This is a genomic window from Rhizobium sp. HT1-10, assembly GCF_049472505.1.
Taxonomy (GTDB): Bacteria; Pseudomonadota; Alphaproteobacteria; order Rhizobiales; family Rhizobiaceae; genus Rhizobium.
The window spans coordinates 291,602-314,290 of record NZ_JBCEBQ010000005.1; the positions used below are offsets into that span (position 1 = coordinate 291,602).

Genomic DNA, 22,689 nt, shown 5'->3' on the forward strand with positions numbered 1-22,689 from the left:
CATCTTCGGCGCGCCATTTGCGAAAGGCATTCCCTTATCCGTTTGTTGACATTGAGTTTTATCTCGCCATTCTCGATTCACGCTCCGAGTGCAGCGATGGAGAAGGCGCCATGATGATCAGCGACCAAGACGAACGAGTCAGCAGCGCCGGCCGCGATCCACATTTCGACATCTATGATGAGGACGGCAATGTCCGCGCGGACTTCCTGACGAGGATCAGCAACGCAATCGACGCGGCTGATCCCGCCTTTCTGCAACGGAACGTCGCGAAGCTGCACGAGTCCGAACTTGGCGATCTGCTGGAGGCGCTGAACTCCGATCTCCGACTATCTCTGGTCAGCCTGCTCGGCGATGCCTTCGACATGACGGCGCTGACGCAGGTCGATGATACCATCCGCCGGGAAATCGTCGATCATCTGCCGAATGAAAAGATTGCCGCCGGCATCGGCGAACTCGATTCGGATGACGCTGTCTATATTCTCGAAGATCTCGATCAGCAGGACCGAGACGAGATCCTGTCACAGATGCCGTTCACCGAGCGCGTTCGGCTACGGCGCGCGCTGGATTATCCCGAAAGCTCGGCCGGTCGGCGGATGCAGACCGAGTTCATCGCAGTGCCGCCGTTCTGGACCGTCGGCCAGACGATCGACTATCTGCGCGACGAGGAGGGGCTTCCGGAAGATTTTTCGCAGATCTTCGTCATTGATCCGACCTTCAAGCTGCTGGGAAGCCTCGCGCTGGACCGTATCCTGCGCGCCAAGCGACAAACGAAGATCGACGAAATCATGCAGGAGACATCGCATCCTATCTCGGCCGAGATGGACCAGGAAGAGGCTGCCCAGCTATTCGAGCAATATGACATGCTCTCGGCGGCCGTTGTCGATGACAATGGGCGGCTGGTTGGGGTGCTCACCATCGACGACGTCGTCGATGTCATTCATGAGGAAGCCGACGAGGACATCAAGCGCCTCGGCGGTGTCGGCGACGAAGAGCTTTCCGACAGCATCGCATCGACGGTAAAGTCCCGCTTTCTTTGGCTCGCCATCAATCTTCTGACGGCAATCGTGTCCTCCAGCATCATCAGCGTTTTCGACGGCTCGATCGAAAAGATGATCGCGCTGGCCGTGCTGATGCCGATCGTCGCCTCGATGGGCGGCAACGCCGGTACCCAGACGATGACGGTAACCGTGCGCGCTCTGGCGACAGGCGACATCGACATCTACAATGCCGGACGCATCATCCGCAGGGAAGCGGGTGTCGGCCTGCTCAACGGCATGATGTTTGCCATCATCATGGGCGTCATCGCGGCCATCTGGTTCCACGACGTCCAGCTCGGCGTCGTCGTCGGGGCAGCGATGGTCATCAATCTCGTGGCGGCAGCACTCGGCGGCATCCTATTGCCGCTGCTGTTGAACCGAATGGGTGCCGACCCGGCTATCGCCTCTTCGGCCTTCGTCACGACGGTCACCGATTGCACCGGCTATTTCGCCTTTCTGGGCATCGCGACCTGGTGGTTCGCCATTCGCTAAGGCCCATTGATCCCGGTGTCCGGTTTCGGTAGTCAGGTCATAAATTGACTTTTACGTAAGACATTATAGCATTCTGCCCATGGAGGGCCTTGTTCTTTGCCGGTCGACAAATTCTACAGCATCACTGAACTGACACGGGAATTCGGCGTCTCGACCAGGACGCTGCGGTTCTATGAGGACGAAGGTCTCATTCATCCGGAAAGACGGGGCAGGACACGGCTTTTTCGCCAGGCGGACCGACGATTGATCGCGGAGATCCTGCGCGGCCGTCGTATCGGCTTCACCATTGCCGAAATCCGCGAGATCATCCAGGTCTATCGCGAGCCGCCGGGCGAGGTCGGCCAGTTGAAGCTGCTGATGAAGCGCATCGAGGAAAAGCGCGACGAGCTGCGGCAGAAGCGCAAGGATATCGAAGACACGCTGACGGAACTGGATCATGTCGAGGAGGCCTGCATCGGGCGCCTGGCCGAAATCGGCGTCGGCACCTGATCCTGCGGCAAGGCAGCTACAACCAGCGACGGGTCTGCCGGCAATAGGATTCGAACTCACATCCGAAGCGATAGAGCAGGTGCAGTTCCTCGTAACGGATGGCGACCACGTCCGTGGTCACGGCCGCAGCGAACGCTGCAACGAGAAGCCATGGACTACCCGTCATCAGGGCGAAGCCGATGGTGATCAGCGTATAGCCGAGATAGGTCGGGTTTCGTGAAAAGCGGAAGGGTCCGCGGGTAATCAGGTGGACCGTTCGCCGGTTTGGGTTGAGCGTCGTCTTGCTCTCGAGCAAAGTCTTCAGCGCCCAGATCTCCAACCAGACGGCACCGAGGGTCAAAATGACGCCGAGAGCCCAGAAGATAGCCCAGTCAAGTCTCGGAAGCGCTGCGGGCAGCGCCTGGTCAGCAACAAGAGCCAGAAGAATGAAGAGACCGTAGACGAATGGCGGCCAGGGAAAAGTAAGCGGCTTGGCACGATAGGCATTCATAGAATACTCCCGTCATTGCGCTTGTTCCGTACACTGTAAAGCGATTCTCTGTATTTGTTCATTCTTATCCGCCTGGATTGCGCCAGACTGTAGTGGTTCGAACAGACTTTGTGCTTTCATTTCGGTCAAAGTGCATTGGCAGAAGCTACGGCACAGCGCTTCACCGGCCGATTGGACGCAGGATGCCTGGCATTGCCTGAGGTAGCCGACCGCAGGATCTGGTTTCGGCGCGGGTACCACCAGCGACAGAAGGTAGACGAGCCCGAACAGAATGGGCTGATGCAGCAGGTAGAAGATCAGGCTGTGACGACCGGCACGGGCAAGCAGGCTTCCGCCGGTGCCGAGCCTGGCAAGCCGGTTCAGCAGGTTCGTGCGCAGAGAGATGCTGGCGGCACTCAGGCCGGAAAAGAAAGCCAGCGCCCAGGGGAACAGCGGCACGAAATCATTGGAGCGTTCTGGCGAGACGGCAAAGCCCAGCCAGGCAAGATAGCGCGGATTGAAGCCTGCCCAATCGAACAGACCCGGCATATAGAAGACATCGACGATCCAGCCGATGAACAGCGCAATGGTGACGAGATAGGTGAACGCCATCGGCAGGGTGAGGAAGCCGATGCCGATCAGGCTGAGCGCCGCGATGCTGTGAAGGATGCCGAAATAGATCCATTCGCGCGGCATCGCGATCCGGGTCACGATGGAGATGGCGACCGCCGCTGCCGCGATCATCGCGAAACGCTTCCAGAAGGACTGCCAGCGAATGTTGGGCCTGTTGGCAAGCACCAGACTGAAACCGGCCATGAAGAGGAATGTGCTGGCAATGCAACGGGCGTAGATCTTCAACCATCCGGTTTCGGCCGTACCTGGCGCAAGATAGCCGAAAAATTCGAAATCCCAGGTTCCGTGATAGCTCGCCATCGCCAGCAGCGCGATCCCGCGCAGGGTATCGAGCAGGCCGATACGCGGCGGTTTGCGCTGTTCGTCGATGCTCTCGGCGATCGCGACCATCAACTTATCCTTCCGGGAATAGGTGTCATCGGCAAACGGCCGGCCGGTCCGAAGATAGGACAAGCGCGGCGATTTCAAGGCACATCGATATCCATGATGGCAAGCCGGGCGTCGGAGAAGAATTGCCGCCGGATGAGCACGACGATGATGCACAGGCTGGTGACCATGAAGACGTAAGGGCTGACGAACCAGCCGAGATATCCGATCGACAGGAAGATGGCGCGCAGGCCGGCATTGAAGTTGCGGGCGGCGATGATGTTCATGTGTATGACACGTTCGACGGCACGCCGTGTCACGTCGGGGTCTCTGTCGACGTCGCTCATCATCGGAATGGCGCCATAGAGGATGGTGCAGTAGTTGAACAGCCGATAGGCCCAACCGAACTTGAAAAAGGAATAGCCGAACAGGCCGGCTAGGCCGGCGACCTTCAATTCGAATGTCGTGCGGCTGCCGTTGAAGACATAGGGGAGGTCGGCGAAGAAGGCATTGACCTTGTCGGTGGCACCGAGCAGCGCGAAACAGCCGCCGATGGCGAAGATGGATGTCGAAGCGAAGAAGCCGGTACCGTTCTGGAGGCCGGCGAGGATCTGGGTGTCGATCATCTTGAGATCGCGGCGCAGCGAGTTGTAGATCCACTCGCGTCTCCGTTCGATCATCGCCTGGGTGAGGCTGATGCGATCGAAGAACCGCGCGCTGCTGGTAATCCAGTTCAGCGCCACCCAGAGAAAGATAAAGAGTCCCAAGGCGGCGTAGTCGGCTGTCGACATCAGGCGGTTTCCCCAATCTGTTCCCCGGCAACACTAGCCATGTCGCTCGCAAGTGCAATGTTGAAGGCGATGGCACTGCATCTTATCTTTAACGTGGCGCCGCTCTGTCGTAATGTCGCAGGCATCCCATCCGATGTCGGTGGGTCGCCGTGGCCTGATGCGGCGTTGCCGTAGCCTTGGCGTCAGCGGTCCCTCCTATCTGCAGGTTTTCATGTTTCTCTCCGTCTTCGACGTCTTCAAGATTGGTGTTGGTCCATCGAGTTCGCATACGATGGGGCCAATGTCTGCTGCAAACCTGTTCTTGGAATTGCTGCTGTCGAGCGAATGGCCGCGCCCCTCGTCAAACGTGCACGTCGATAAGATCAAGGTCAGCCTGCATGGATCGCTGGCCTATACCGGGATCGGCCATGGTACCGGCCGCGCCGTGGTGCTCGGACTGACCGGCGAAAAGCCCGATACCGTCGATCCCGACCGGATGGATGCGATCATCTCCGAGGTCGAACAGAGCGGCAAGATCTCACCTGCAGGTCATCCCAGCTACAATTTCCAGCCGAAGACAGACTTGGTCTTCGACAAGAAGACACCGCTGCCCGGCCACGCCAATGGCATGGGCTTTGCGGCTTACGACAAGGACGACCGCCTGCTCGTCAAGCGCATCTATTACTCCGTCGGTGGTGGTTTCGTCGTAACCGACACAGAGCTGGCGCAGATGCGGGCGAATAAATCGAAGCCTGCAACGGGCGACAAGATTCCGTTTCCCTTTGCCAGTGCCAAGCAGATGCTCGACATGGCCAAGCGCTCCGGCTTGACGATTGCCCAGATGAAACGTGCCAATGAAGAGACCAAGATGAGCGCCTCGGAGCTCGACGCCGGTCTCGACAAGCTCTGGGCGGCGATGAGCAGTTGCATCGATCGCGGGCTTCGGGGCGAGGGCATCATGCCGGGCGGCCTCAACGTCCGGCGGCGGGCAAGCGCCATTCACGGCAAGCTCGAGGCCGAGTGGCGCAGCAACCGCATCAATCCGCTTCTCGCCAACGACTGGCTCAGCGTCTACGCCATGGCAGTGAACGAAGAGAACGCCTCCGGCGGCAGGGTCGTCACCGCGCCGACCAACGGCGCCGCCGGCGTTATCCCCGCGACGATCCGCTATTACACCCACTTCCACGACGATGCCGACGAGCACGGAATTCGCGACTATCTGCTGACGGCCGCTGCCATCGGCGGCATCATCAAGCACAATGCCTCTATCTCGGGCGCCGAAGTGGGCTGTCAGGGCGAGGTGGGATCGGCTGCGGCGATGGCCGCAGCGGGCCTTGCCGCCGTCATGGGTGGATCGCCGGAGCAGATCGAGAATGCCGCTGAAATAGCCCTCGAGCATCATCTTGGCATGACCTGCGACCCCATTGCCGGCTTGGTGCAGGTGCCTTGCATCGAACGCAACGCGCTTGGCGCCGTCAAGGCCGTCACGGCGGCCTCGTTGGCGCTGAAGGGCGACGGACAGCATTTCGTGCCGCTGGACGCCTGCATCGAGACCATGCGGCAAACAGGCCATGACATGAGCGAGAAGTATAAGGAAACCTCGACGGGAGGCCTTGCCGTCAACGTGGTGGAATGCTAGCCTGTGGACGTCGTCCGTTAACCCTTGACGCTGCCGTGCAAAAGGATTTGAAACGGCGGCATGGCTTTGCATCTGATCAAACTCTGCGTCGGCGCCGACTCGATCGACGATCTGCGCGAATGGGTGGCGGAGCGCTCGCTGACCGCGCTTGCCGCCGGACTTGAGCCCCACAGCATCCACACCACCCGCATGGTCCCGAAACGCATCGAAGAGCTGCTCGACGGCGGCTCGCTGTATTGGGTGATCAAGGGGCAGGTTCAGGCGCGCCAGAAACTGATGGATATCGTCAGCTTCACCGACGGGGAGGGCATTTCGCGCTGCCGTCTGGTGCTCGGCCCGGAAGTCATCGAAACTGCCGGCCAGCCGCGCCGCCCCTTCCAGGGCTGGCGCTATCTTCCGCAGGACGACGTCCCGCGCGATCTCCACAGCCTCGGCGCTAATGTGGCGGAAATGCCGGCAGATCTCAGGCGCGAGCTGATGGAACTCGGCCTGCTCTAGCCCGCCTCAACGCAGCCGCATCAGCACCGGTGCACGTCGATTGCTGGACGAAACGTGGAGGTGAATGCGGGCCTCCGGCTGCGAATAGCGCCAGGCCCGGGCGCCGTGGCAGAGGAGAACGCCGATCAGGTCCTTGGTTTTGGAGCGCGAGCGGCCCCTGCCGATCTCGGCGATGCGCATGGCGGCCTCGTGCAAGGGATGCAGGGCATAGGACCTCTGCCTGCTCTTCGCACCACTTACCATCGAGACATCCGGGCTGTTCTCGTTCATTGACATGTTCATTTCCCCGTACACAAAACAAAATCAGGGTTCAACGACGTTACGCGTCGGTCGTCTTGCCTGGCGCCCGCCTGGCGCCAGCATTCTCTGCGGCAGGCTTTACTGCAGGCTCGCCCAGCACTTGATGCCGGATCGCTTCAGCGCGTTGCAGGCATTTGCAGCTTCCCGCTGATCTTCGAAGCCGCCAAAGCGGGCGCGATAGACTTGCGAGGCGCCATTGCCGAACGCGATCGTGTAGGGCTTTGCCGTCCGAAGCGCCTTGCCACCCTTGGTCTTGGCAGCATCGAGCAGATCGCTGGCCATTTCCATGCTGGGCGATACGCCAACCTGGATGACCCAACCGCGCGGCCCTTGGTCCGTGAGCGGGCTAGCCTTGGCGGGCTTCGTCGATGCAGTCACGACGTTGTCAACCTCGGTGGTGTCGGCCGCGGACTGAGCATAGGCAGGCGCAATCGAGGCAACTTCGTTCGGCGGTACGTTCTTGTTGTGCGGCTTGGTGGTGAGCAGCGGATTGGCGGAGGGCGGCGTCACGGCTGCAAAGGCGGCAGCACTCGACGACTGATACCGGCCGGCAGGGGTGGGCACGCTTGCCTGTGGCCGTGCATCGCCAAGAGCAGCCATGCGCGCCGCGGCGGCAGTGACATCCGGCTTCTGGGGTGCCGGCACCTGGTATGCCGGACGCTCCGGCGCCACCTGGGCAATGAGTTTGCCGCGGTCGGCGTGCAGCGATGCCTGGGGCAGGTAGGTGGCGACCAGCTTACGCATCTGGTTGTCGCGGGCCGGGGTGGAGGCTCCACCGAGGACGACACCGACGATCGAGCGACCGTCGAGTTCGGCCGAGGTCACCAGGTTGAAACCGGCCGCGCGGGTATAGCCCGTCTTGATGCCGTCGACGCCACGCACCGAGCCGACGAGACGATTGTGGTTGGCGATGACGCGCTTGCCGAAGGCGAAGGAGCGGGTCGAGAAGTACCCGTAATACTGAGGAAAATGTTCGCGAAGCGCGATGCCGAGACGGGCCTGATCGCGGGCCGTCGTCATCTGCGCGGTGTTCGGCAGGCCGTTCGGGTTGCGATAGGTGGTGCGCGTCATGCCGAGCGCACGGGCCTTGTTATTCATCAGAACGGCGAACTTCTCCTCGGAGCCGCCGATCAGTTCGCCGAGCGCCATGGCCGCATCGTTGGCCGACAGCGTCACCAGCGAAAGAATGCCCTGCTCGACAGTGATGGTCCCGCCTGGACGGACGCCGAGCTTGGTCGGCGCCTGGGCCGACGCGAGCGGAGAAAAAGGAACCGGTGTATCGAGCTTCAGCCGACCTGATTCCAGCGCCTCGAACGTTAGGTAAAGCGTCATCATCTTCGTCAGCGATGCTGGGTAGCGCAGGGAATCGGCGTCGTCGCTGTAGAGCACGTTGCCGGTTTTCGCGTCGACGACGATCCCGGCATATTTGGCAGCGTAGGAGGGCGATGCCACGGCAACGACCGAGGCCATCATGGCGAAACCGAGGCACATCTTGGTGACATACTGGCGGGTGCGGGATGATGATGCTCTGAAAATTGACTTTGGCACTATTACACTCTTCACTTGCATTTGACTTCCAACGATCCGGCCGCGACCTCCCCAGAACGTCCGTTGCGGGGAGAGTAAGGGCTTAGCGTTACCAATCGGTTTATGATGAACAACTCGTTGCGGGATTCCGCCGCTTTTGTCGGTTCACGGTAGGGGAACGCCGGCGCTTGCCGGTGCTTTGATCAGACGCGTTTCCACAAACTGCTGAAGTGCGGCGTCAATATGGTCCCAGTCGCCCAACCGGGTGCTGGAGAAACGATAGAGAAGGCTGAGATCGTTGCCGATCTTGATGTCGCGCTGGCAATCCCCTGCAGTCGCCTTGTCCGGCGTCGGCGGCAGGATGCACCGCACGACGTAATCGGGTTTGCCGGGACGCGGCGCCGTCAGCAGGGTCTCCGCGGCGTAGCCGGCATCGGCGCGCAGCCGATGCGCAGTGAGACCATTCGGACCCGCAAACGGTCGACCTTCCATCAGGTGCGAATAGATTGGCTCCAGGCGTCCGGACATGTCGCGCGACATCGTGCCTTGCGACAATTGCAGAAAGACCAGCGAAGAGGAGCGTGAAATGTCATTGAAGTTCAGACGGTTGGCTTCGCTGTATCCCTGCATCTCGGGAAAAGTCAGGTAGAGATCGACGCGCTCGCTGACGCCGTCAACGCGCTCGCTCGGGAAGCGGATGGTGTTGGCGGCCAGCCGCAGGCTGTCTTCGCCGATGGTGATGTCGTATGTCTCGGTGCTTAAGGTATGGCCGGCAAGAGAAAGGCGCTGGCCGACCCAACGCCCGCCGAGGGCGATCGCAGACGTGAGCACCAGGAGAAGCACTATAAGCACCGACAGCCCGAAGGCGAAGCGGCGCGACAGCAACGGCAGCGGGTTGTCAGATGTCGCAATAGAGGAAGAGAGTGCCATGATCTTGCCTTCGTTCGACCCGCTGCCTGACATCCAGGCCGCAACAATTCGAATGAGTCCCGATATGGCCCAGTTGGCGACATCATGGTTAATGTCGCGTTAACGAAGATCTTTGCATTCTACGGATAGGAAAAGGAGCCGCTCCCGGGACAGCGGGGGCGGCTCCAGGTGCCGGTCAGTGACGGACGGGGACAGACCGGACTTTTCCGGCAACCAACGAGCGCTGTTGCCGGTATCTGCGAAGGCTACTTGACGCTGCCGACGGCGACCGCGCGGCCGTCCTGGATCTTTACCCAGCGCGACGGGTTATCGGCGGAAACGCGCTTCAGATAGGTGTATTCGGTGTCTGACCACAGCATGACCTTGTTGCGCATGTTGTCGAGGACGAAATCGCCGTGGTCGGTGCGGACGGTAAGGACCGCATGGCCTTCGCCGTTCGGCTGCAGAACCACCGTCATCAGCGTGTCGGAGGGCGAGAAACCGGCGGCAATCAACTCCTTGCGCTTCAGCAACGCATAGTCCTCGCAGTCGCCAGCCCAGGTCGGAATGGCCCACTTCTCCTCGACGCCATATAGCTCCATGTCGGTCATCGGCTTGATTGTCGTGTTGACCGTGTAGTTGATCTTGAGGATCGTCTTCCAGCGGTCTTCGGTGAGCAGCGCAGGCCCGGCGTCGCCACCGGCATAAGCGCACTCCTTGGGATTGTCGCGGCAGAACTCATAATGGCCGATCGGCGGCGCGGCATTGCCTGTGATGCCCATGGTGGCGGGCGTGGCTTGGGCAAAGCCTGAAAGAATGAGCGTCATGGCAGCGGCAGTAGCGGCTCGACGCAGCAAGGAAGTGATCATTGTTTTTCGTCCCCGTTATGGAGACGACATTGCCACACACGTTTTTATCCCTCGCGAAATTCCATAGTCAAATTAAGGACTTAATAGATTCAAAGTCGCGACAAAGGGTAATAAAACTCGACTAAAAGTCGACGCGGATTTGACGAAAATTTGGCTCTATTTTTAGCGAATATCAGGGACGTTGGGTGCAGAGCCTGGCCGCAGACGCTAGACTTATCCTACTGACTCCGTTGGACATTCCCGGACATGCCGACGTGAAGGTGGAAACGGACGAATGGGCGTGATCTGTCCCATTGCGAAACAGACTGCATCATTTCGGCACAGAAGAATCCGCCGAGCCCTTCTCAGGAGCCGGCCTAGACGCACTACCAGCGGTCCAAGCCCGAAAAATTTTTCTTTTGCATTTTGATTTTTTCGCTCGGATGCCGACAGTCGTCACAATCGCCCGGCAGGACCATAGATCGGTGATCTGCGATCTCATTGATCGGCGGCGCATCCGCGCGGCCGTTCTATAGAGGGTCGTTTCGGCTATTTGGGAGTGCGCCTTGCTGCTATTTGACGAACTTCGATTGAATGGACGGTCGTTGGGGCTGGACAAACACAGCGGTGGCGGAAGAGGTGTCTGCCAACATAAAGCCATCAGGCTTTTGAAATCGTTGGGTTAATTAATTTCTTTTTGGGGAAAGCACCCCAAATACTACCCCAAAAAAATCCCGAGCGAATTTGGCAACGCCGGTCAATACTTGACAAATTTGTAGAATTGGATTACAGTGCGACTCCAAAAGAAAGTCGCAGGCTCTCTATCATCGATAGTACAAAATTCGACAAATGGTGTCAACCCCATCGGAGGAAAAAATATGAAAGCATCGAATGACAACGAAACCGCGGGAGATTTGCTTATTGGTGCCGGCGCGATTGCGAGACACCTCGGCCTGACATCGCGCCAGGTCTACAGGTTGGTTTATGACGGCATCCTGCCACACTTCAAGCTCGGGGGCAGCGTCTCCGCGCGAAGGTCGACATTGACCCGCTGGCTTGACGAGCAAGAGCACGCCGCAGCGGCTTAAGCCATTCTGGACAACCCGCCAAAGTTTGGCGGGTTGAAAGCACGCCACGACACATCACCAACACAGCCGGCATCCCCGCGGGGAGGAGGACTAATGACTCAATATCACCAACGCACCATGTCCGACGAGCGGCGAGAAGCAGCCCACAAGGCCTTCTTAAAGTATGAAGCCAAGCTTTTGCGCGACCTAAAAGTTCCGGAAGGCGCCGATTGGGCGAATTACCTCCCAGATAATAATCGCGCCAACTGGCTATTCGCCGAATGGCAGCGGCTGGCTCGCGAGTCACGACTTGCCGAGAACCAGGGGGCCGCATGAGAATTCTTGGAATTAAAAGGGCGGTCCGGGACGGCCGCTCGCGAATGCGGCTCATCGCGACCTTCGATTTTGAGCTATCCGAGCAAGTACGAATTTTCGGAATGAAACTGATGGAAGCGCCCGACGGCAGGCGATTTTCATACGCGCCAAACGCAAATGGAGGCAGCAGGACGGCTACATTCGATCCTGCGCTTGCCCAGGAAATAACCGAACTCGCGACGCTAAAGATGGAAGGGCACGTAACCGCCGATGGCCAAAATCAATCTCAAGCAGCGTGATACTGCTGCGCAGCCTAATCCTACTATCCCTTTCGATGAGCCATCAATCCGCGAGCACGTGTCGATTCTACACGGCCTTGCTGCAGGCATCGAGGGTGTATTGGTGGTTTCGGCCTTCCACGCGAATCCGCACGGCGATATCGATGCGCCGGGCACGGTGACACATTGCCGAATTGGGGACATCGAAGGCACTGTCGACGCGGTGATGGCCCACAGCCAAACGCCACATCTAAACGTCTTCATTGGCACCCAAGTCATGCGGTCTACGCTGGGCAGGGGCCAGCGCGGCAAGGAATCCGACATCGTTGCCGTTCTGGCATTGGTCGTCGATCTGGACGCAGACACTGGCTTGGCTGGACACATGCCGGTACAACCATCCTACGTCCTTGAAACTTCACCGGGCAACTACCAGCCGTTCCTGCTGCTAGACCGGCCGCTCGCACCAGCTGAGGCAAAGCCGCTGGCCGCAGCACTCAAGCGCGCTTCGGAATCCGACCACGGCACCGCTGACATTGCCCACGTTTGGCGGATACCGGGCACTGCGAACTGGCCAAATAAAAAGAAACTCGAGCGTGGTCGGCTGGCGTATCCCGTTGCGGTCACGATTGCGGAGTCTTGGGATGGGGCCCTGACGGAGGTGGATGATCTTCGTGTCACCCTGGAGCCATGGAATAAGCCATCCCCGTCAGCAACGGGCTTTGCACTTGGCGACCTGCCGGAAATTGGCGACATAGCTGTGTCTGCAGGCGCAGCCGCACTCCTAGGAGCCAACGATGTGGGCGATCGTTCTGCTCATGCCAGCAAGGTCGTTGAAAAGTTGGCGTTCGATGGAATCTCGGTCGAACAGGCCTGCGCGCTGTTTTTGTCACCGTCTGGTGACTGGTTCTCGAGATACGAAAACAAGGATCCGGTCAAAGACTTTGAACGCCTGTGGTCGAAGTTCGGTGCGCAACACGCCGAGCAACGCGAAGTGGGCGCCCATGCCGCGGATCGACTACGTTCTGGCCGTAAGTCATTGCCGATCGCAGCCAACGATAACTTCGCCGACGATGACGAGGAAGATGTCGCGACGCTGGCTACCAACACAGGCTTGCCAGAGGCGCTATGCTACCCGCCAGGCGCGGTCGGTGACTTCGCCCGCTTCATTGTCTCGTGCGCCCGCTTTCCCTCTCCACACCTTGCTCTCGTCGCGTCGCTTGCGTTCACTGCAGGAATGGTCGGCAGGCGTTACAAGGGGCCAACAGGCCTAAGGTCGAATCTCTATATTATCGGCCTGGCCGAATCCGGTTTTGGTAAAGACGTCACGATTCGAGCCTCAGCTGCGTTGGCTGACAGCACGAGCTTCGGGGACAAGGTTTCGGAGTGGCTGTTCATGGACCAGATCCGAAGCCTACCCGGCTTGACCAACAAACTGCGAAAGTCGCCGACTGCCGTTATCATTCAAGACGAATTTGGCCGCTTCCTCGCTGACCACACCGGGCGCAACGTTGCCACCCACAGGGCAGAGATCACTACCGCGCTTATGGAGCTGACCGGCGCCCCTGCAGGCTTCTGGGGAGGGCAGGAGAAGGCTGCAGGTAACATCGCCCGCATCATCCAGCCCTGCTTCACGATCCATGGGGTTTCCACGCCATCGACTTTCTGGGCCGCGCTGTCGAGCGGCAATATTTCAGAAGGCCTTCTTGGCCGTCTCGTCGTCATTGACGTGGGAAATGCAGAACCCGTGAAGGTGAGGCGTCCCATTGGCAGCATAGAGGACATCCCCGCGCAGCTTTCTGAACAGGTTGCCGGCTTACTTGGTCTATCGGCGGGCAAATATACCGGCCCATTTTTCGCACTGAACGCGAAGTCAGACGAAAAACCTCATCCCATCATGACCGCGGAATGGGGTGAGGGCGTCGATGACCTGTTTGAGGAGTTCGACGATAGGATCCGAGCGATGAAGAAGGCAGTCGATCCGCAGTACAGGCCAATCCTGAATCGAGTTGGAGAGAACGCCGCCAGGCTGGCCCTTATCGTCGCCGTCGGTTGCGACCCTAAAGATCCTGTCATCACGACAGAGATACAGGAGTGGGCCAATGCCGTGGCCGAGCACTCTCTCGGCGTCATCTTGCGAGGCGCCAACGACCACATATCCGACAACGAAAAATCTGCGGAATATCTCCGTGTCCGAACCTCTATTACCCGTAAAGGCGCGGCCGGTATGACGCAACGCGATGTCCTCAAGTCGTTGCGTGGGGCGCTCGACAAACGCCGCCTTGAGGACATCCTGACCATGCTTCGGCAGGCAAAAGACATACACCTAGCCAAGGTGGTTTCCGACAGCGGACAGACGAAATTAAGATTCTGGGGAGGGGAGTTTTTGCCAGAGGGCGCCGAGATAGTGCCAGCATAAGGGTGGGGTAAAGGCTGGGTCAAAGAGCGGGGTAAAGGCCGGTGCAAGGGTGGGTACAAAACCATTGAGCCGAAAAAAATGACGGCCATTTTACCCCACCCTTCACCCACTCTTTTCCCAGTCTTGTACCCACCCTTTACCCCACCCTTCATAACAATAATATATAATAATATCATATAGATAATAAGGGTGGGTGCAGGAAGACGGGAGGTATACCCCAAGGGAGGTTTTGGGTGACGTTTTTTAGCACGTACTCACGCGTGCGCGAGGAAATCGGAGGATAATAGATGGAGTGCGTCGAAACTCGGAATGGCAAGAAAATCAAACATCGGCTCGACTTGGCGCAGGTTGACCAACTCGATGAACGCTCAGGCGACGAGCAATTGGCATTCGTGTGGTGCGAAATTCACAAAGACCACGAGTGGCACTGGCTGGAAATAGATCTCATCAATGGAGGGTATTGAAATGACCAACGCACAAGACTTCGCCAAAAAATACGACATGGCCGCCACCGATCACGACGTCGCGCGCATTAAAGGCCAGCTCGGCGCATTCTATTCCGAGGTAGAGCACATAGCGCCTCTGCTGAACCGCTATATCCAACTTCACGACGGCAAGGCCATTCGAGCCGCCATTGGGAAGCGCGACAGCCTTTATGGAGCTCAGGGCGCCGTCATGGCGATTAATGAAATGCCAGAGCATTGGGGGCCGCAGTACAAAGCTAGCGTTGGCTACCACCTGGCGCCGCTTCTCGACGAGGTCGTCAACTCGTGAGCCGCCGCATCAAAAAGGCAGAACGAGACGCCAGCTACCACCAAGCTACAACGAAGGCAGCTCTGTTGACGATCGTGATGGACAGCACAGCCCCACGCGACCCTTGCGCCAAGGCCGAGCATTACAAGGCAGCGCTGGCCGACGCCCACCGGATCATAGAGATCCTGCAAATTCGCAATGCCGCGCTTGAGCAGAAACTGGAGAAGGTCAAGGCAAATGCCGACTATTGGCTCGGGCTGTGCGTTCCCCGGTCGATCGCTGAAAAAGCAAGGACCGACGGCTTTCGACTGGGAGTAGGAAAGGCGGCCATTCTCGCAGAGCCGCACGGTATTCCAAACAATCTGTCCGAGGCCATCTTCAACATGCCGGATCCGAAGGAGCGGTTTAGCAAATGAACGAGTATCACAAAGACCTGTCCAAACTCTCGGAACTCCTGGCTACACACACAACCGCACCTGCGGCCGTTAAGCCGAAGCCGGCACGCATTCCGCCTGCGGCCAACGACAACGCTCCTGCACCCTCTCAGCTCGCTTGGCCCGCGTTCGAAAGACTTGCTCATCGACGAGACGAGGCAAGGCTCTATGCACTGCGCCATTGGAAAAACCTGTCTTTCCCAGGATCGGAAATAGAGGCTCCACCGCAGACTGCGGAAACGGCTGTTGAGACCAGAACGGAAGAACGACCTTCCGAGGGAGAGCTTCTGGTTGCGATCGGGTGGGAGATCACAGGTCGCGAGCGTTGGCCGGTAACGGGCGACATGGTCAACACCTATTCAGTGAAGCCATGCGCAGAAAATAGCCACGTCAATCGGAATGGCGGCACAGACACCTCTATCGGCAAACTGCTCTTTCGCGACGGTCGTCTCATTCAATGGGGTGAAACCCGTAAGGGCAGGGCGCTGAAGCCCGTTGAGCGGCCACGCTCACCCAAAGGCGGCGACAACCCATCAAGATCAGAAAGCGCGATATGGGCCTATTTAAAACTGAAGGGTGCCGTATCACCGCTGGCCGCCGTGCCTTATCAAAAACCGTTTTCAAACGTCACTGTAATCGAAGATTGCTATAAGCCGCTATCTCGCGAGGAACCGACCGACAAGGACAAGGTGGGCCGTTTCGGCGTCGAGGAAGCCAGAGCGGTTCTGGAAGAGTTCGGCGTGTCCGGCAGCACGCCATTCGAGCAACTGCCGTTTCCGGCGACCCGGCTGGAGGACGGTATCGTGACTGGCGACCAGTGGATTGGCGGCGTAAAAAAACCGAAGCCACTAGGTGAAATCTCGTCGTCTGCCGGACGGGAGCCGGAGTTCGTTCGACATGTCGAGATCGCCTCGCACCTAACCGCGCTAAGGCGTATGCTCGGCAAGCACGCTATTGTGCTCGACATGGCGATCAGCGATGCAACGGCAAAGGAAATTGGTATGGCGATGGGGCTCGGTCCTGCCTATGCCGAGAAGAGAGGTCCGGCTCTCATCGATGCGGCGATCGACGCTCTGATCGCGTTTGACGAAACAGCAAGCGACGAGCCGACCGAAATCAAATTGGCGGCCTAGTGTCCGGTCAAAGTGGTCGTCGCGTCGTATTAATATGAAGGATCTAATTCCAGCGGTCGCCATTTGGCGGCCGTTTTCATTTGAGGCGCTGTCGATCCGCGGACGTCAATGAACTCGCGAGGTCGGACAGGCCTGCCTCAAACCCATTTGAAATAATGACGCAAGTCCTTGATATCGGTGGTAGGTCCACCGCCGAGCGCTATGGTTATAGTCGCAGAATCAAAATATCCTCTCCGAGATTCGGGCGGACGCTGTTCGTTGCCTGCTTGTAAAAACGCCTCATGCGCTGCTAGCGCCATCAGTTCGGCAGCCTTGATGTCGGTTGGAGCAAACTCAGAAATCAACGTTCTGGCACGTTTAGCCAATTCGAGCATATTGGCGTCGTAGCTGACAATCTCGACAGCAAGCTGGTCGATCACCGCCAAATCGCTACCGTTCCAAGTGCGCTTCCTGTTCTTCAGATACGCGGCAGCGATGTCAAATTCGACGGCTATGAGGTGCATAATGTTGCGGAGGCGCCTTTGCTGCTCAACCCGCTTCGATCGGGCCTCACTACGAACCTGCCAACGAACGGCGGCGTACGCCACGATCGCGGCCAGAAGCGTGGCCATTCCGGAAAAAGCATCCTGGTAATCTTTGAGCCAAGTGAAGGTGACCACATCTCCGAATCCCTCCCATCCTGATGCGAGGCACGCGCGGCTCCAAAAATTGCCGCATGTTGCTCGCTGGAAGGCCACTATGTACGCGGACACGTTCCACACGGCTACGATGATTACAATCCAGTTGAAAGGCCGTTTCACTACTATTCCCTCTTAGTTTTAAAGGAACTAGTGCCTCGGCCTCTCTTACCATGGCGTGAAGACAATCAGTTACCGAGGGATGAAATCGCCGCCCGTATCAATCCCATTGCCAGGCGCGGCCTCCTCCCGCTGCGTGGCAGTCCTGCGGCCCGCTCCCTTAACTGGTTGAGTGGGCCGCGTTTGTCCTATCGGGTTAGACTTTTTTGGCCGCTAGATAGGCCTCAATCTTTTCTCGCCCAGGACCTGCAGCCTTAATAGCGGCTAAGGCTTCAGCCTTGCTGATGCCGTGCTTCTTCATCAGATATTCGACTTCATACTCTTCGCTGCCAGACACAAATCTGCTGTCGACACCGCGCTTGCTTTTATCGTCGCTCATATTTGCCTCCTGTGAACTAGACTCTTCGCAGGGGTTAATCTGCACTCGTTCCAACACCTTTCAAGGCTGACCATACAATCATTGAGCGCAGTCGACAGATCATTCGTTACTGAGGACAGGTGCCCACCATACAGCCAAGGCAAAGACGACAGCATGGCCAACGATAGCGGGTGGCATCATCTATACGGCACAGCCGCATGGAAGCGGCTACGCCAACGGCAGCTAAGGCAGGAGCCGCTATGCAGGTTCTGCCTTGAGGCTGAGGACGTGACGGCTGCATCCGTCGTCGACCATATCAAGCCGCACCAAGGCGACCTTGATCTATTCCATGACCCTGCCAACCTGCAGTCCCTTTGCAAGCCTCACCATGACGGTGCGAAGAGGCGGATGGACCGCGGCCAGAACGTTATACGATACGACGCAGATGGATGGCCGATTTGATGAGAAATTAAGTGAAATAATCTACATAAATCGATGTTTTTATTGCATTTTGTTGTTGACATTCAGGTTTGGGTGCGATACAATGAAAGGTTTGGCGTGGGAGGGGTGGGTCGGATCTCTGGACCTGCCCGGCCTATGTACCGTCGGCCCTCAAACGCGCACAGTTTTCCAATTCAGAATATGAGGGTCGGCGATGGCTAGACCAAGGACTCCGAAGGCGAAGGCCAACGTGACAGGTCAGTCTGCCGTCCGAAAGACAAAATTCGAGGGCCGCAACGAGCCTATCGTTAATGACGCCGTAGGACCGCCGCCCGACTGGATGTCAGATGGGCAGCGGAAGGCGTGGAACGTTATGTCGTCCGAAATTCCATGGCTGAATAGCAGCCACCGAGCAATCATGGAAATTGCCGCATACCAACGCGCGCGCCTTATGGCCGGGGAAGACGTTGGTGTCCAGGCTTTGAACCTTCTTAGACAGTGCCTTGGATCCATGGGAGCTACGCCGGCAGACGCGAGTAAGGCAGGGGCTTCACCAGATGGCGAGACTGAAGACCCAGCCGAAAAGTATTTCCGCGGACGCTAACGGCGATATCATCGACCCACCATACCCAACCGGGCCTGTCGACGAGTATGCGGAGGCGGTCATTATCGGCGCGATTATCGCTGGTCCGCATGTCCGCAATGCCTGCCGTCGTCATAGGGACGATCGCGCCAAGGGGCGAGAGCGCGGCCTGCGGTTCAACCTGTCGGCGGCCATGGACAAGATCGGCTTCTTTGAGGAAGTACTGAAGCTTAACGGCGGCCAGTTTGAGGGCAAGGCATTCCTGCTTCATTTGTCGCAGAAATTCAAGGTCGGGTCCCTGTTCGGGTGGGAGAAGGTCACGCCTGAGGGCGATTGGCTGCGTCGATTTAGGCGCTACTACGGCGAAGAAGGTAAAGGCAACGGCAAGAGCCCGTTCGCTGGCGGCATCGGTCTTATCGGCATGATGTACGACAGCGAAGAGCGCGCCGAGATCTACGCGGCCGGCAAGGACAAGGCGCAGGCCATGGTTCTGTTTCGCGATGCTGTCGCGATGGTTGACCAATCTCCGGCGCTGGCCAGGCGAATTACCAAGTCAGGCGGCAATCCTGTTTAGAATCTTGCTGACCTGAAGACTGGCTCGTTCTTTCGTCCGATCTCGCGCGAGGGCGCAAGCTCTGGTCCGCGTCCATACATTGCCCTCTGCGATGAGCTCCACGAACACCCAAACGGTGACGTGATCGAGATGCTCGAGCGCGGGTTCAAGTTCCGACGCTCGCCGCTTCTGTTGATGATTACGAACTCTGGTAGCGATCGCAACAGCATTTGCTGGGCAGAGCATCAGCACGCAATCAAGGTGGCGGCCGGTACTCAGACGCCAGACGACGATTTTATGCTGCGGGCCGATCCGTCCAGTCGATCATCGGGCGGCGGCGCTTCGGTCATATCTTCAAGGTGGCACGCCGCCTTTGGTCTTGGAAGTTCAAAAGTTCATGTACCACTCTCGCAAGATCGTCATCTATCCTCCACATCGTCTTCCCAATGTAGAATGTTGGCTGACCAGTAAAGATGTCCAGGACTGAGCTAGTGCCGTCTGCCTCGGCTCGGACCTCGTAGCGCTTTCGCTTCTTCATTTTAAACAGTCCTCCTTATTGGAGATACGAGGCTGGGAATGAAAAAGTTGCGTATCCTAGATGTCGCCAGACGTGCCCGCCAGAAGCCGTCATCCGAAAGGTGGCGGCTTTTCCATGTTACCTTCGTCTGCCCCCTAGCAAGGACGCGGCAGGCGCTAGGCCCTCGCTGATAATATCGGCCCATTCCTGCGCTAGCTCAATGCGACGCTGCAAAAACAACGCGCGGTTATAGGCACCTTCCACCTTGTCCTTAGGCACGTGCGCCAGCATTAAATCGATTGTCGCCTTATCAGCAGGGAATGACTCGTTCATGATCGACGAGAACGTAGATCGAAAGCCGTGCGGAACGTGGTGGCCGTGATAACCCGCCCGGTTCAACAGATACCCCATGGCATTTTCCGACATTGGTTTATGAGCGTGCCTGGCGTTCGGAAAGGCGAGGGGTCCTTTTCCGGATATCTGGCGCAGGGCAGCGATGGCTTCTATGGCTTGTCGCGATAGTGGCGCCAGATGATCGCGTGCCTCATCATCTTTGTAATGAAGCCGCAGCTTGAGCCGTTCAGCCGGTATCTGCCAGATCGGCGACGTAGGCGACAGGTCGTCCCATTCCGACCATGGAGTCGTTGACAGCGTGCCAGGACGTACGGCCGTGAGGGCCAATATCCTCAGCGCCAGCTTCGTGAGGGGATGGGCGATTTCCTCGTCTACCTTCCGCAGCATCTCGCGCGCTTTCGCAACGTCCGTTATCGCTGGTTGGCGTCCCTTTTTGAGCGGCGCCATTGCCTTCTGGACTATCGCGGCGGGATCCGCTTCACCGCGCCCTGTAGCGATCGCGTAGACGAAAACAGCGGACATCCGCTGTCTGATGCGTCGCGCTGTTTCCTTCGCTCCACGCGCCTCTATAACCCGAAGCACGGCTATCACGTCTGATGCGGCAATGTTCTTGATTGGAATGGAGCCGAGCGGCGGGAAGATTTCGTTTTCCAAACTGCCTATCACGTCGAGCGCATGCCGCTCTACCCACTGACTTTTGTTGAGCTCGAACCATTCGCGCGCCAGGACTTCGAACGTATTCTGCGAGCTCTTCACATGACCTAACTTCTTGAGCTTTTGCGCGACGCCAGGATCGTGTCCGGCGCGTAGCGATACTTTAGCTTCTTCGCGGGCCGCGCGCGCTGCGATCAGCGAAATGGAAGGATACTGACCAATAGAAAGCAGCTTTTCTTTGCCGCCATATTGATACCGGAATCGCCAGAGCTTGCCGCCCGAGGGGGAGACGTAGAGAAAAAGCCCGCCGCCATCCGCGATCTTAAAAGGCTTCTCACGAGCCTGCTCTCTCTTGATTCGGCTGTCCGTCAGCATGCCAATTCCCCAAAGTACCCCACTCGCAAATCAGAATACCCCGGATAGTACCCGGAAAACAAGCGTAAGGCCGGGGTAGCCAAATGTAGGATTATGTGAAGTTTGGTAACGCGGAAAAGGATAAGCCGCTGAATATTTGTAGGTTTTGGCAATTCTGGGGAGGCCTTGCAAAGCCTGATGGCGGAAGAGGTGGGATTCGAACCCACGGTACGGTTTCCCGCACGCCGGTTTTCAAGACCGGTTCCTTAAACCGCTCGGACACTCTTCCAATGCCGACGAAATGGCCGGCGGGCGGTGCGTTGGCTTTACATGCATTCGCGATGGGACGTCAACTGCTGCGTTCGGCTCGGCGGGCAGGGCTGAACTTTCACCAACTGTTAACCATGATGATTACAATTGTTCCTATTCGGCCACGGAGACTGGCTAATTCGACATCATGCAAACATGATTAAAGCCCCGTTAGGTGATTGAGGTTTAGGTCGAATTCGGGTCGGGACGCGACGTCGGCTATCCCCCACCACTTTCAGTATTGCGTAGCGGTTTGGCAGACATGACATTCGAGACTGTTTCCCTATCCACCATGAAGGGCCTGCGATGGCTGGCGATATCAGCCGTCTGCGCAACCGCGACGGCCTGCGCCACGACCCAGGCGCCGCCGGTGAAGAAGAAGCATGGCAAGGAATACTTCTCGGAAGCGGAATATGGCGTCAAGGCCAGCCCGCGGGTCGTCACCAGCGGCAAGATTCCGAGTGGCGGCGGGCGCTTCATGGTCGGAAATCCCTATCAGGTCAAAGGCGCCTGGTACTATCCGAAGGAAGACTACAGATACAATAAGGTGGGCATCGCCTCCTGGTACGGATCGGCCTTCCATGGCCGCCTGACCGCCAATGGCGAAGTCTACGACCAGCTGACGCTGTCCGCCGCCCATCCGACATTTCCGCTGCCGAGCTACGCCCGGGTGACCAATGTCGAGACCGGTTCGTCGCTGGTCGTTCGCGTCAACGATCGCGGCCCTTATCATCCGGGCCGTATCATCGACCTGTCGAACAAGAGCGCTGACCTGTTGGATCTCCGCCATAGCGGCACCGGCGCCGTTCGCGTGCAATATGTTGGCCGTGCGCCCCTCGAAGGGCACGACATGCCCTATTTGATGGCATCCTACGTGCCGAAGGGCAGCCGTCTTCCCAGCGTCAATCCAGGCGGCGAGATCGCCAGCGGCGTGATGGTCGCATCGAACGGCCGCATGACCGCCGACCAGCTGCCGGATTACGCGCCGACCCCGTTCCGCCAGCCTACGCGCCGCGCGGTCGCGTCCGTCCCCCTGCCGGCCGAAGCCTCGCTGGCCTCCACTGCCTATGCAGGCTCGACGCCGACCGCGCCGGCCCTCAACCAGCCCGCTATGACCTGGGGGGCGCCGGAGCCGCAGGTGCAGGGCTTCACGGTGTCGCTGCCGGCAATCGGACCTATTCCTCGCGAGCGCCCCAATGCTCGGCCGGGCTTTGCCTCCCTGCCAACGCCGTCCCTGGTCGTCGCCTACGGCGAGCCGACGGTGGATAAGAGCAAGGCAGCAAGGGCCATCGACGCCGTCATGGTGCGCGACGATGGCCTGACGCCGCAGTCCATTCTGGCGGCCTACCATCGTCAGCAGGCGGCCACGCGGGTGGATTGACGGCAACAATTGCCT

The 22,689-nt window shown here is 58.5% G+C and carries 22 protein-coding genes, 1 tRNA gene and 1 pseudogene; 13 read left to right on the plus strand and 11 right to left on the minus strand.

What is annotated here, in order from left to right:
- Window positions 1-110: 110 nt before the first annotated feature.
- Both mgtE and VH564_RS15805 read left to right on the plus strand, forming a co-directional pair.
- Window positions 111-1,529 carry a magnesium transporter gene (gene mgtE, locus VH564_RS15800; RefSeq protein WP_423340795.1) on the plus strand — a complete coding sequence of 473 codons (1,419 nt, stop codon included), beginning with the start codon at window positions 111-113 and terminating at the stop codon, window positions 1,527-1,529.
- 96 nt (window positions 1,530-1,625) lie between these two features.
- Complete coding sequence (locus VH564_RS15805; protein ID WP_423340796.1) at window positions 1,626-2,018, plus strand: MerR family transcriptional regulator; 393 nt, start codon at window positions 1,626-1,628, stop codon at window positions 2,016-2,018.
- A 16-nt stretch (window positions 2,019-2,034) separates the two neighbouring features.
- Here the strand turns inward: VH564_RS15805 and VH564_RS15810 are convergent, their stop codons facing one another.
- The 3 genes from VH564_RS15810 to VH564_RS15820 all read right to left on the minus strand — a co-directional run bounded on the left by VH564_RS15810 (window position 2,035) and on the right by VH564_RS15820 (window position 4,277).
- Window positions 2,035-2,508: a methyltransferase family protein gene (locus VH564_RS15810; protein WP_423340797.1), complete on the minus strand. Its 474-nt coding sequence runs from the start codon at window positions 2,506-2,508 to the stop codon at window positions 2,035-2,037.
- Between the two features lie 12 nt (window positions 2,509-2,520).
- Window positions 2,521-3,510 (minus strand): DUF1624 domain-containing protein, encoded by a 990-nt coding sequence (locus tag VH564_RS15815; RefSeq protein ID WP_423340798.1) that lies wholly within the window; start codon window positions 3,508-3,510, stop codon window positions 2,521-2,523.
- Between the two features lie 74 nt (window positions 3,511-3,584).
- On the minus strand, window positions 3,585-4,277 hold the full coding sequence (locus tag VH564_RS15820; RefSeq protein ID WP_423340799.1) for a DUF599 domain-containing protein: 693 nt from the start codon (window positions 4,275-4,277) through the stop codon (window positions 3,585-3,587).
- A 211-nt stretch (window positions 4,278-4,488) separates the two neighbouring features.
- Here VH564_RS15820 and VH564_RS15825 point away from each other — a divergent pair, with 211 nt between their 5' ends.
- Window positions 4,489-5,895: an L-serine ammonia-lyase gene (locus VH564_RS15825; protein ID WP_423340841.1), complete on the plus strand. Its 1,407-nt coding sequence runs from the start codon at window positions 4,489-4,491 to the stop codon at window positions 5,893-5,895.
- A gap of 60 nt (window positions 5,896-5,955) precedes the next feature.
- Complete coding sequence (locus VH564_RS15830) at window positions 5,956-6,393, plus strand: DUF1489 family protein (RefSeq protein ID WP_423340800.1); 438 nt, start codon at window positions 5,956-5,958, stop codon at window positions 6,391-6,393.
- A 6-nt stretch (window positions 6,394-6,399) separates the two neighbouring features.
- On the opposite strand, the gene VH564_RS15835 is transcribed toward VH564_RS15830, so the two are convergent.
- The 4 genes from VH564_RS15835 to VH564_RS15850 all read right to left on the minus strand — a co-directional run bounded on the left by VH564_RS15835 (window position 6,400) and on the right by VH564_RS15850 (window position 9,998).
- A complete protein-coding gene (locus VH564_RS15835; RefSeq protein ID WP_423340801.1) occupies window positions 6,400-6,669 on the minus strand; it encodes a hypothetical protein in 270 nt (89 codons plus the stop codon).
- Between the two features lie 102 nt (window positions 6,670-6,771).
- Window positions 6,772-8,262: a D-alanyl-D-alanine carboxypeptidase gene (locus tag VH564_RS15840; RefSeq protein WP_423340802.1), complete on the minus strand. Its 1,491-nt coding sequence runs from the start codon at window positions 8,260-8,262 to the stop codon at window positions 6,772-6,774.
- A gap of 123 nt (window positions 8,263-8,385) precedes the next feature.
- The gene (locus tag VH564_RS15845) at window positions 8,386-9,150 is read right to left on the minus strand and encodes a hypothetical protein (RefSeq protein WP_423340803.1); all 765 of its coding nucleotides are present in this window, start codon (window positions 9,148-9,150) and stop codon (window positions 8,386-8,388) included.
- Window positions 9,151-9,395: 245 nt separating this feature from the next.
- Window positions 9,396-9,998, minus strand: coding sequence for a transglutaminase-like cysteine peptidase (locus VH564_RS15850; protein ID WP_423340804.1), 603 nt, complete (start codon window positions 9,996-9,998; stop codon window positions 9,396-9,398).
- A gap of 857 nt (window positions 9,999-10,855) precedes the next feature.
- Between VH564_RS15850 and VH564_RS15855 the strand changes: the two genes are divergently transcribed.
- The 7 genes from VH564_RS15855 (at window position 10,856) to VH564_RS15885 (ending at window position 16,373) form a co-directional block, all read left to right on the plus strand.
- Window positions 10,856-11,065, plus strand: coding sequence for a helix-turn-helix transcriptional regulator (locus VH564_RS15855; RefSeq protein WP_423340805.1), 210 nt, complete (start codon window positions 10,856-10,858; stop codon window positions 11,063-11,065).
- A gap of 93 nt (window positions 11,066-11,158) precedes the next feature.
- Window positions 11,159-11,380 carry a hypothetical protein gene (locus tag VH564_RS15860; protein ID WP_423340806.1) on the plus strand — a complete coding sequence of 74 codons (222 nt, stop codon included), beginning with the start codon at window positions 11,159-11,161 and terminating at the stop codon, window positions 11,378-11,380.
- On the plus strand, window positions 11,377-11,658 hold the full coding sequence (locus VH564_RS15865) for a hypothetical protein (protein ID WP_423340807.1): 282 nt from the start codon (window positions 11,377-11,379) through the stop codon (window positions 11,656-11,658). Before VH564_RS15860 ends, VH564_RS15865 begins: the two co-directional genes overlap by 4 nt.
- Window positions 11,630-14,053: a DNA-primase RepB domain-containing protein gene (locus VH564_RS15870; protein WP_423340808.1), complete on the plus strand. Its 2,424-nt coding sequence runs from the start codon at window positions 11,630-11,632 to the stop codon at window positions 14,051-14,053. The genes VH564_RS15865 and VH564_RS15870 overlap by 29 nt, the downstream gene beginning before the upstream one ends.
- 465 nt (window positions 14,054-14,518) lie before the next feature.
- Entirely contained in the window at window positions 14,519-14,827 is a 309-nt protein-coding gene (locus tag VH564_RS15875) for a hypothetical protein (protein ID WP_423340809.1), read from the plus strand.
- Complete coding sequence (locus tag VH564_RS15880; protein WP_423340810.1) at window positions 14,824-15,222, plus strand: hypothetical protein; 399 nt, start codon at window positions 14,824-14,826, stop codon at window positions 15,220-15,222. The genes VH564_RS15875 and VH564_RS15880 overlap by 4 nt, the downstream gene beginning before the upstream one ends.
- A complete protein-coding gene (locus tag VH564_RS15885) occupies window positions 15,219-16,373 on the plus strand; it encodes a hypothetical protein (protein ID WP_423340811.1) in 1,155 nt (384 codons plus the stop codon). Before VH564_RS15880 ends, VH564_RS15885 begins: the two co-directional genes overlap by 4 nt.
- A 137-nt stretch (window positions 16,374-16,510) precedes the next feature.
- Here the strand turns inward: VH564_RS15885 and VH564_RS15890 are convergent, their stop codons facing one another.
- Window positions 16,511-17,032, minus strand: coding sequence for a hypothetical protein (locus VH564_RS15890; protein ID WP_423340812.1), 522 nt, complete (start codon window positions 17,030-17,032; stop codon window positions 16,511-16,513).
- 334 nt (window positions 17,033-17,366) lie between these two features.
- The gene (locus VH564_RS15895) at window positions 17,367-17,549 is read right to left on the minus strand and encodes a DUF3606 domain-containing protein (protein WP_423340813.1); all 183 of its coding nucleotides are present in this window, start codon (window positions 17,547-17,549) and stop codon (window positions 17,367-17,369) included.
- 1,196 nt (window positions 17,550-18,745) lie between these two features.
- Between VH564_RS15895 and VH564_RS15900 the strand changes: the two are divergent.
- A pseudogene (locus VH564_RS15900) lies at window positions 18,746-19,576 on the plus strand (terminase large subunit domain-containing protein).
- A 184-nt stretch (window positions 19,577-19,760) separates the two neighbouring features.
- Here VH564_RS15900 and VH564_RS15905 read toward each other — a convergent pair.
- The gene (locus VH564_RS15905; RefSeq protein ID WP_423340814.1) at window positions 19,761-21,005 is read right to left on the minus strand and encodes a tyrosine-type recombinase/integrase; all 1,245 of its coding nucleotides are present in this window, start codon (window positions 21,003-21,005) and stop codon (window positions 19,761-19,763) included.
- 178 nt (window positions 21,006-21,183) lie between these two features.
- A tRNA-Ser gene (locus VH564_RS15910) sits at window positions 21,184-21,273 on the minus strand.
- Window positions 21,274-21,555: 282 nt separating this feature from the next.
- On the opposite strand from VH564_RS15910, the gene VH564_RS15915 reads away from it, so the two are divergent.
- On the plus strand, window positions 21,556-22,674 hold the full coding sequence (locus VH564_RS15915) for a septal ring lytic transglycosylase RlpA family protein (protein WP_423340815.1): 1,119 nt from the start codon (window positions 21,556-21,558) through the stop codon (window positions 22,672-22,674).
- Window positions 22,675-22,689 lie beyond the last annotated feature (15 nt).

What these genes read in the sequence shown, in the direction of transcription:
- VH564_RS15860 (WP_423340806.1), top strand. Translation starts at nt 11,159, where the DNA reads ATGACTCAATATCACCAACGCACCATGTCCGACGAGCGGCGAGAAGCA.
- VH564_RS15815 (WP_423340798.1), bottom strand. Translation starts at nt 3,510, where the DNA reads ATGGTCGCGATCGCCGAGAGCATCGACGAACAGCGCAAACCGCCGCGT.
- VH564_RS15830 (WP_423340800.1), top strand. Translation starts at nt 5,956, where the DNA reads ATGGCTTTGCATCTGATCAAACTCTGCGTCGGCGCCGACTCGATCGAC.
- VH564_RS15850 (WP_423340804.1), bottom strand. Translation starts at nt 9,998, where the DNA reads ATGATCACTTCCTTGCTGCGTCGAGCCGCTACTGCCGCTGCCATGACG.
- VH564_RS15845 (WP_423340803.1), bottom strand. Translation starts at nt 9,150, where the DNA reads ATGGCACTCTCTTCCTCTATTGCGACATCTGACAACCCGCTGCCGTTG.
- VH564_RS15820 (WP_423340799.1), bottom strand. Translation starts at nt 4,277, where the DNA reads ATGTCGACAGCCGACTACGCCGCCTTGGGACTCTTTATCTTTCTCTGG.
- VH564_RS15825 (WP_423340841.1), top strand. Translation starts at nt 4,489, where the DNA reads ATGTTTCTCTCCGTCTTCGACGTCTTCAAGATTGGTGTTGGTCCATCG.
- VH564_RS15915 (WP_423340815.1), top strand. Translation starts at nt 21,556, where the DNA reads ATGACATTCGAGACTGTTTCCCTATCCACCATGAAGGGCCTGCGATGG.
- VH564_RS15840 (WP_423340802.1), bottom strand. Translation starts at nt 8,262, where the DNA reads ATGCAAGTGAAGAGTGTAATAGTGCCAAAGTCAATTTTCAGAGCATCA.
- VH564_RS15810 (WP_423340797.1), bottom strand. Translation starts at nt 2,508, where the DNA reads ATGAATGCCTATCGTGCCAAGCCGCTTACTTTTCCCTGGCCGCCATTC.
- VH564_RS15885 (WP_423340811.1), top strand. Translation starts at nt 15,219, where the DNA reads ATGAACGAGTATCACAAAGACCTGTCCAAACTCTCGGAACTCCTGGCT.
- VH564_RS15865 (WP_423340807.1), top strand. Translation starts at nt 11,377, where the DNA reads ATGAGAATTCTTGGAATTAAAAGGGCGGTCCGGGACGGCCGCTCGCGA.
- VH564_RS15905 (WP_423340814.1), bottom strand. Translation starts at nt 21,005, where the DNA reads ATGCTGACGGACAGCCGAATCAAGAGAGAGCAGGCTCGTGAGAAGCCT.
- VH564_RS15855 (WP_423340805.1), top strand. Translation starts at nt 10,856, where the DNA reads ATGAAAGCATCGAATGACAACGAAACCGCGGGAGATTTGCTTATTGGT.
- VH564_RS15875 (WP_423340809.1), top strand. Translation starts at nt 14,519, where the DNA reads ATGACCAACGCACAAGACTTCGCCAAAAAATACGACATGGCCGCCACC.
- VH564_RS15835 (WP_423340801.1), bottom strand. Translation starts at nt 6,669, where the DNA reads ATGTCAATGAACGAGAACAGCCCGGATGTCTCGATGGTAAGTGGTGCG.
- VH564_RS15870 (WP_423340808.1), top strand. Translation starts at nt 11,630, where the DNA reads ATGGCCAAAATCAATCTCAAGCAGCGTGATACTGCTGCGCAGCCTAAT.
- VH564_RS15895 (WP_423340813.1), bottom strand. Translation starts at nt 17,549, where the DNA reads ATGAGCGACGATAAAAGCAAGCGCGGTGTCGACAGCAGATTTGTGTCT.
- mgtE (WP_423340795.1), top strand. Translation starts at nt 111, where the DNA reads ATGATGATCAGCGACCAAGACGAACGAGTCAGCAGCGCCGGCCGCGAT.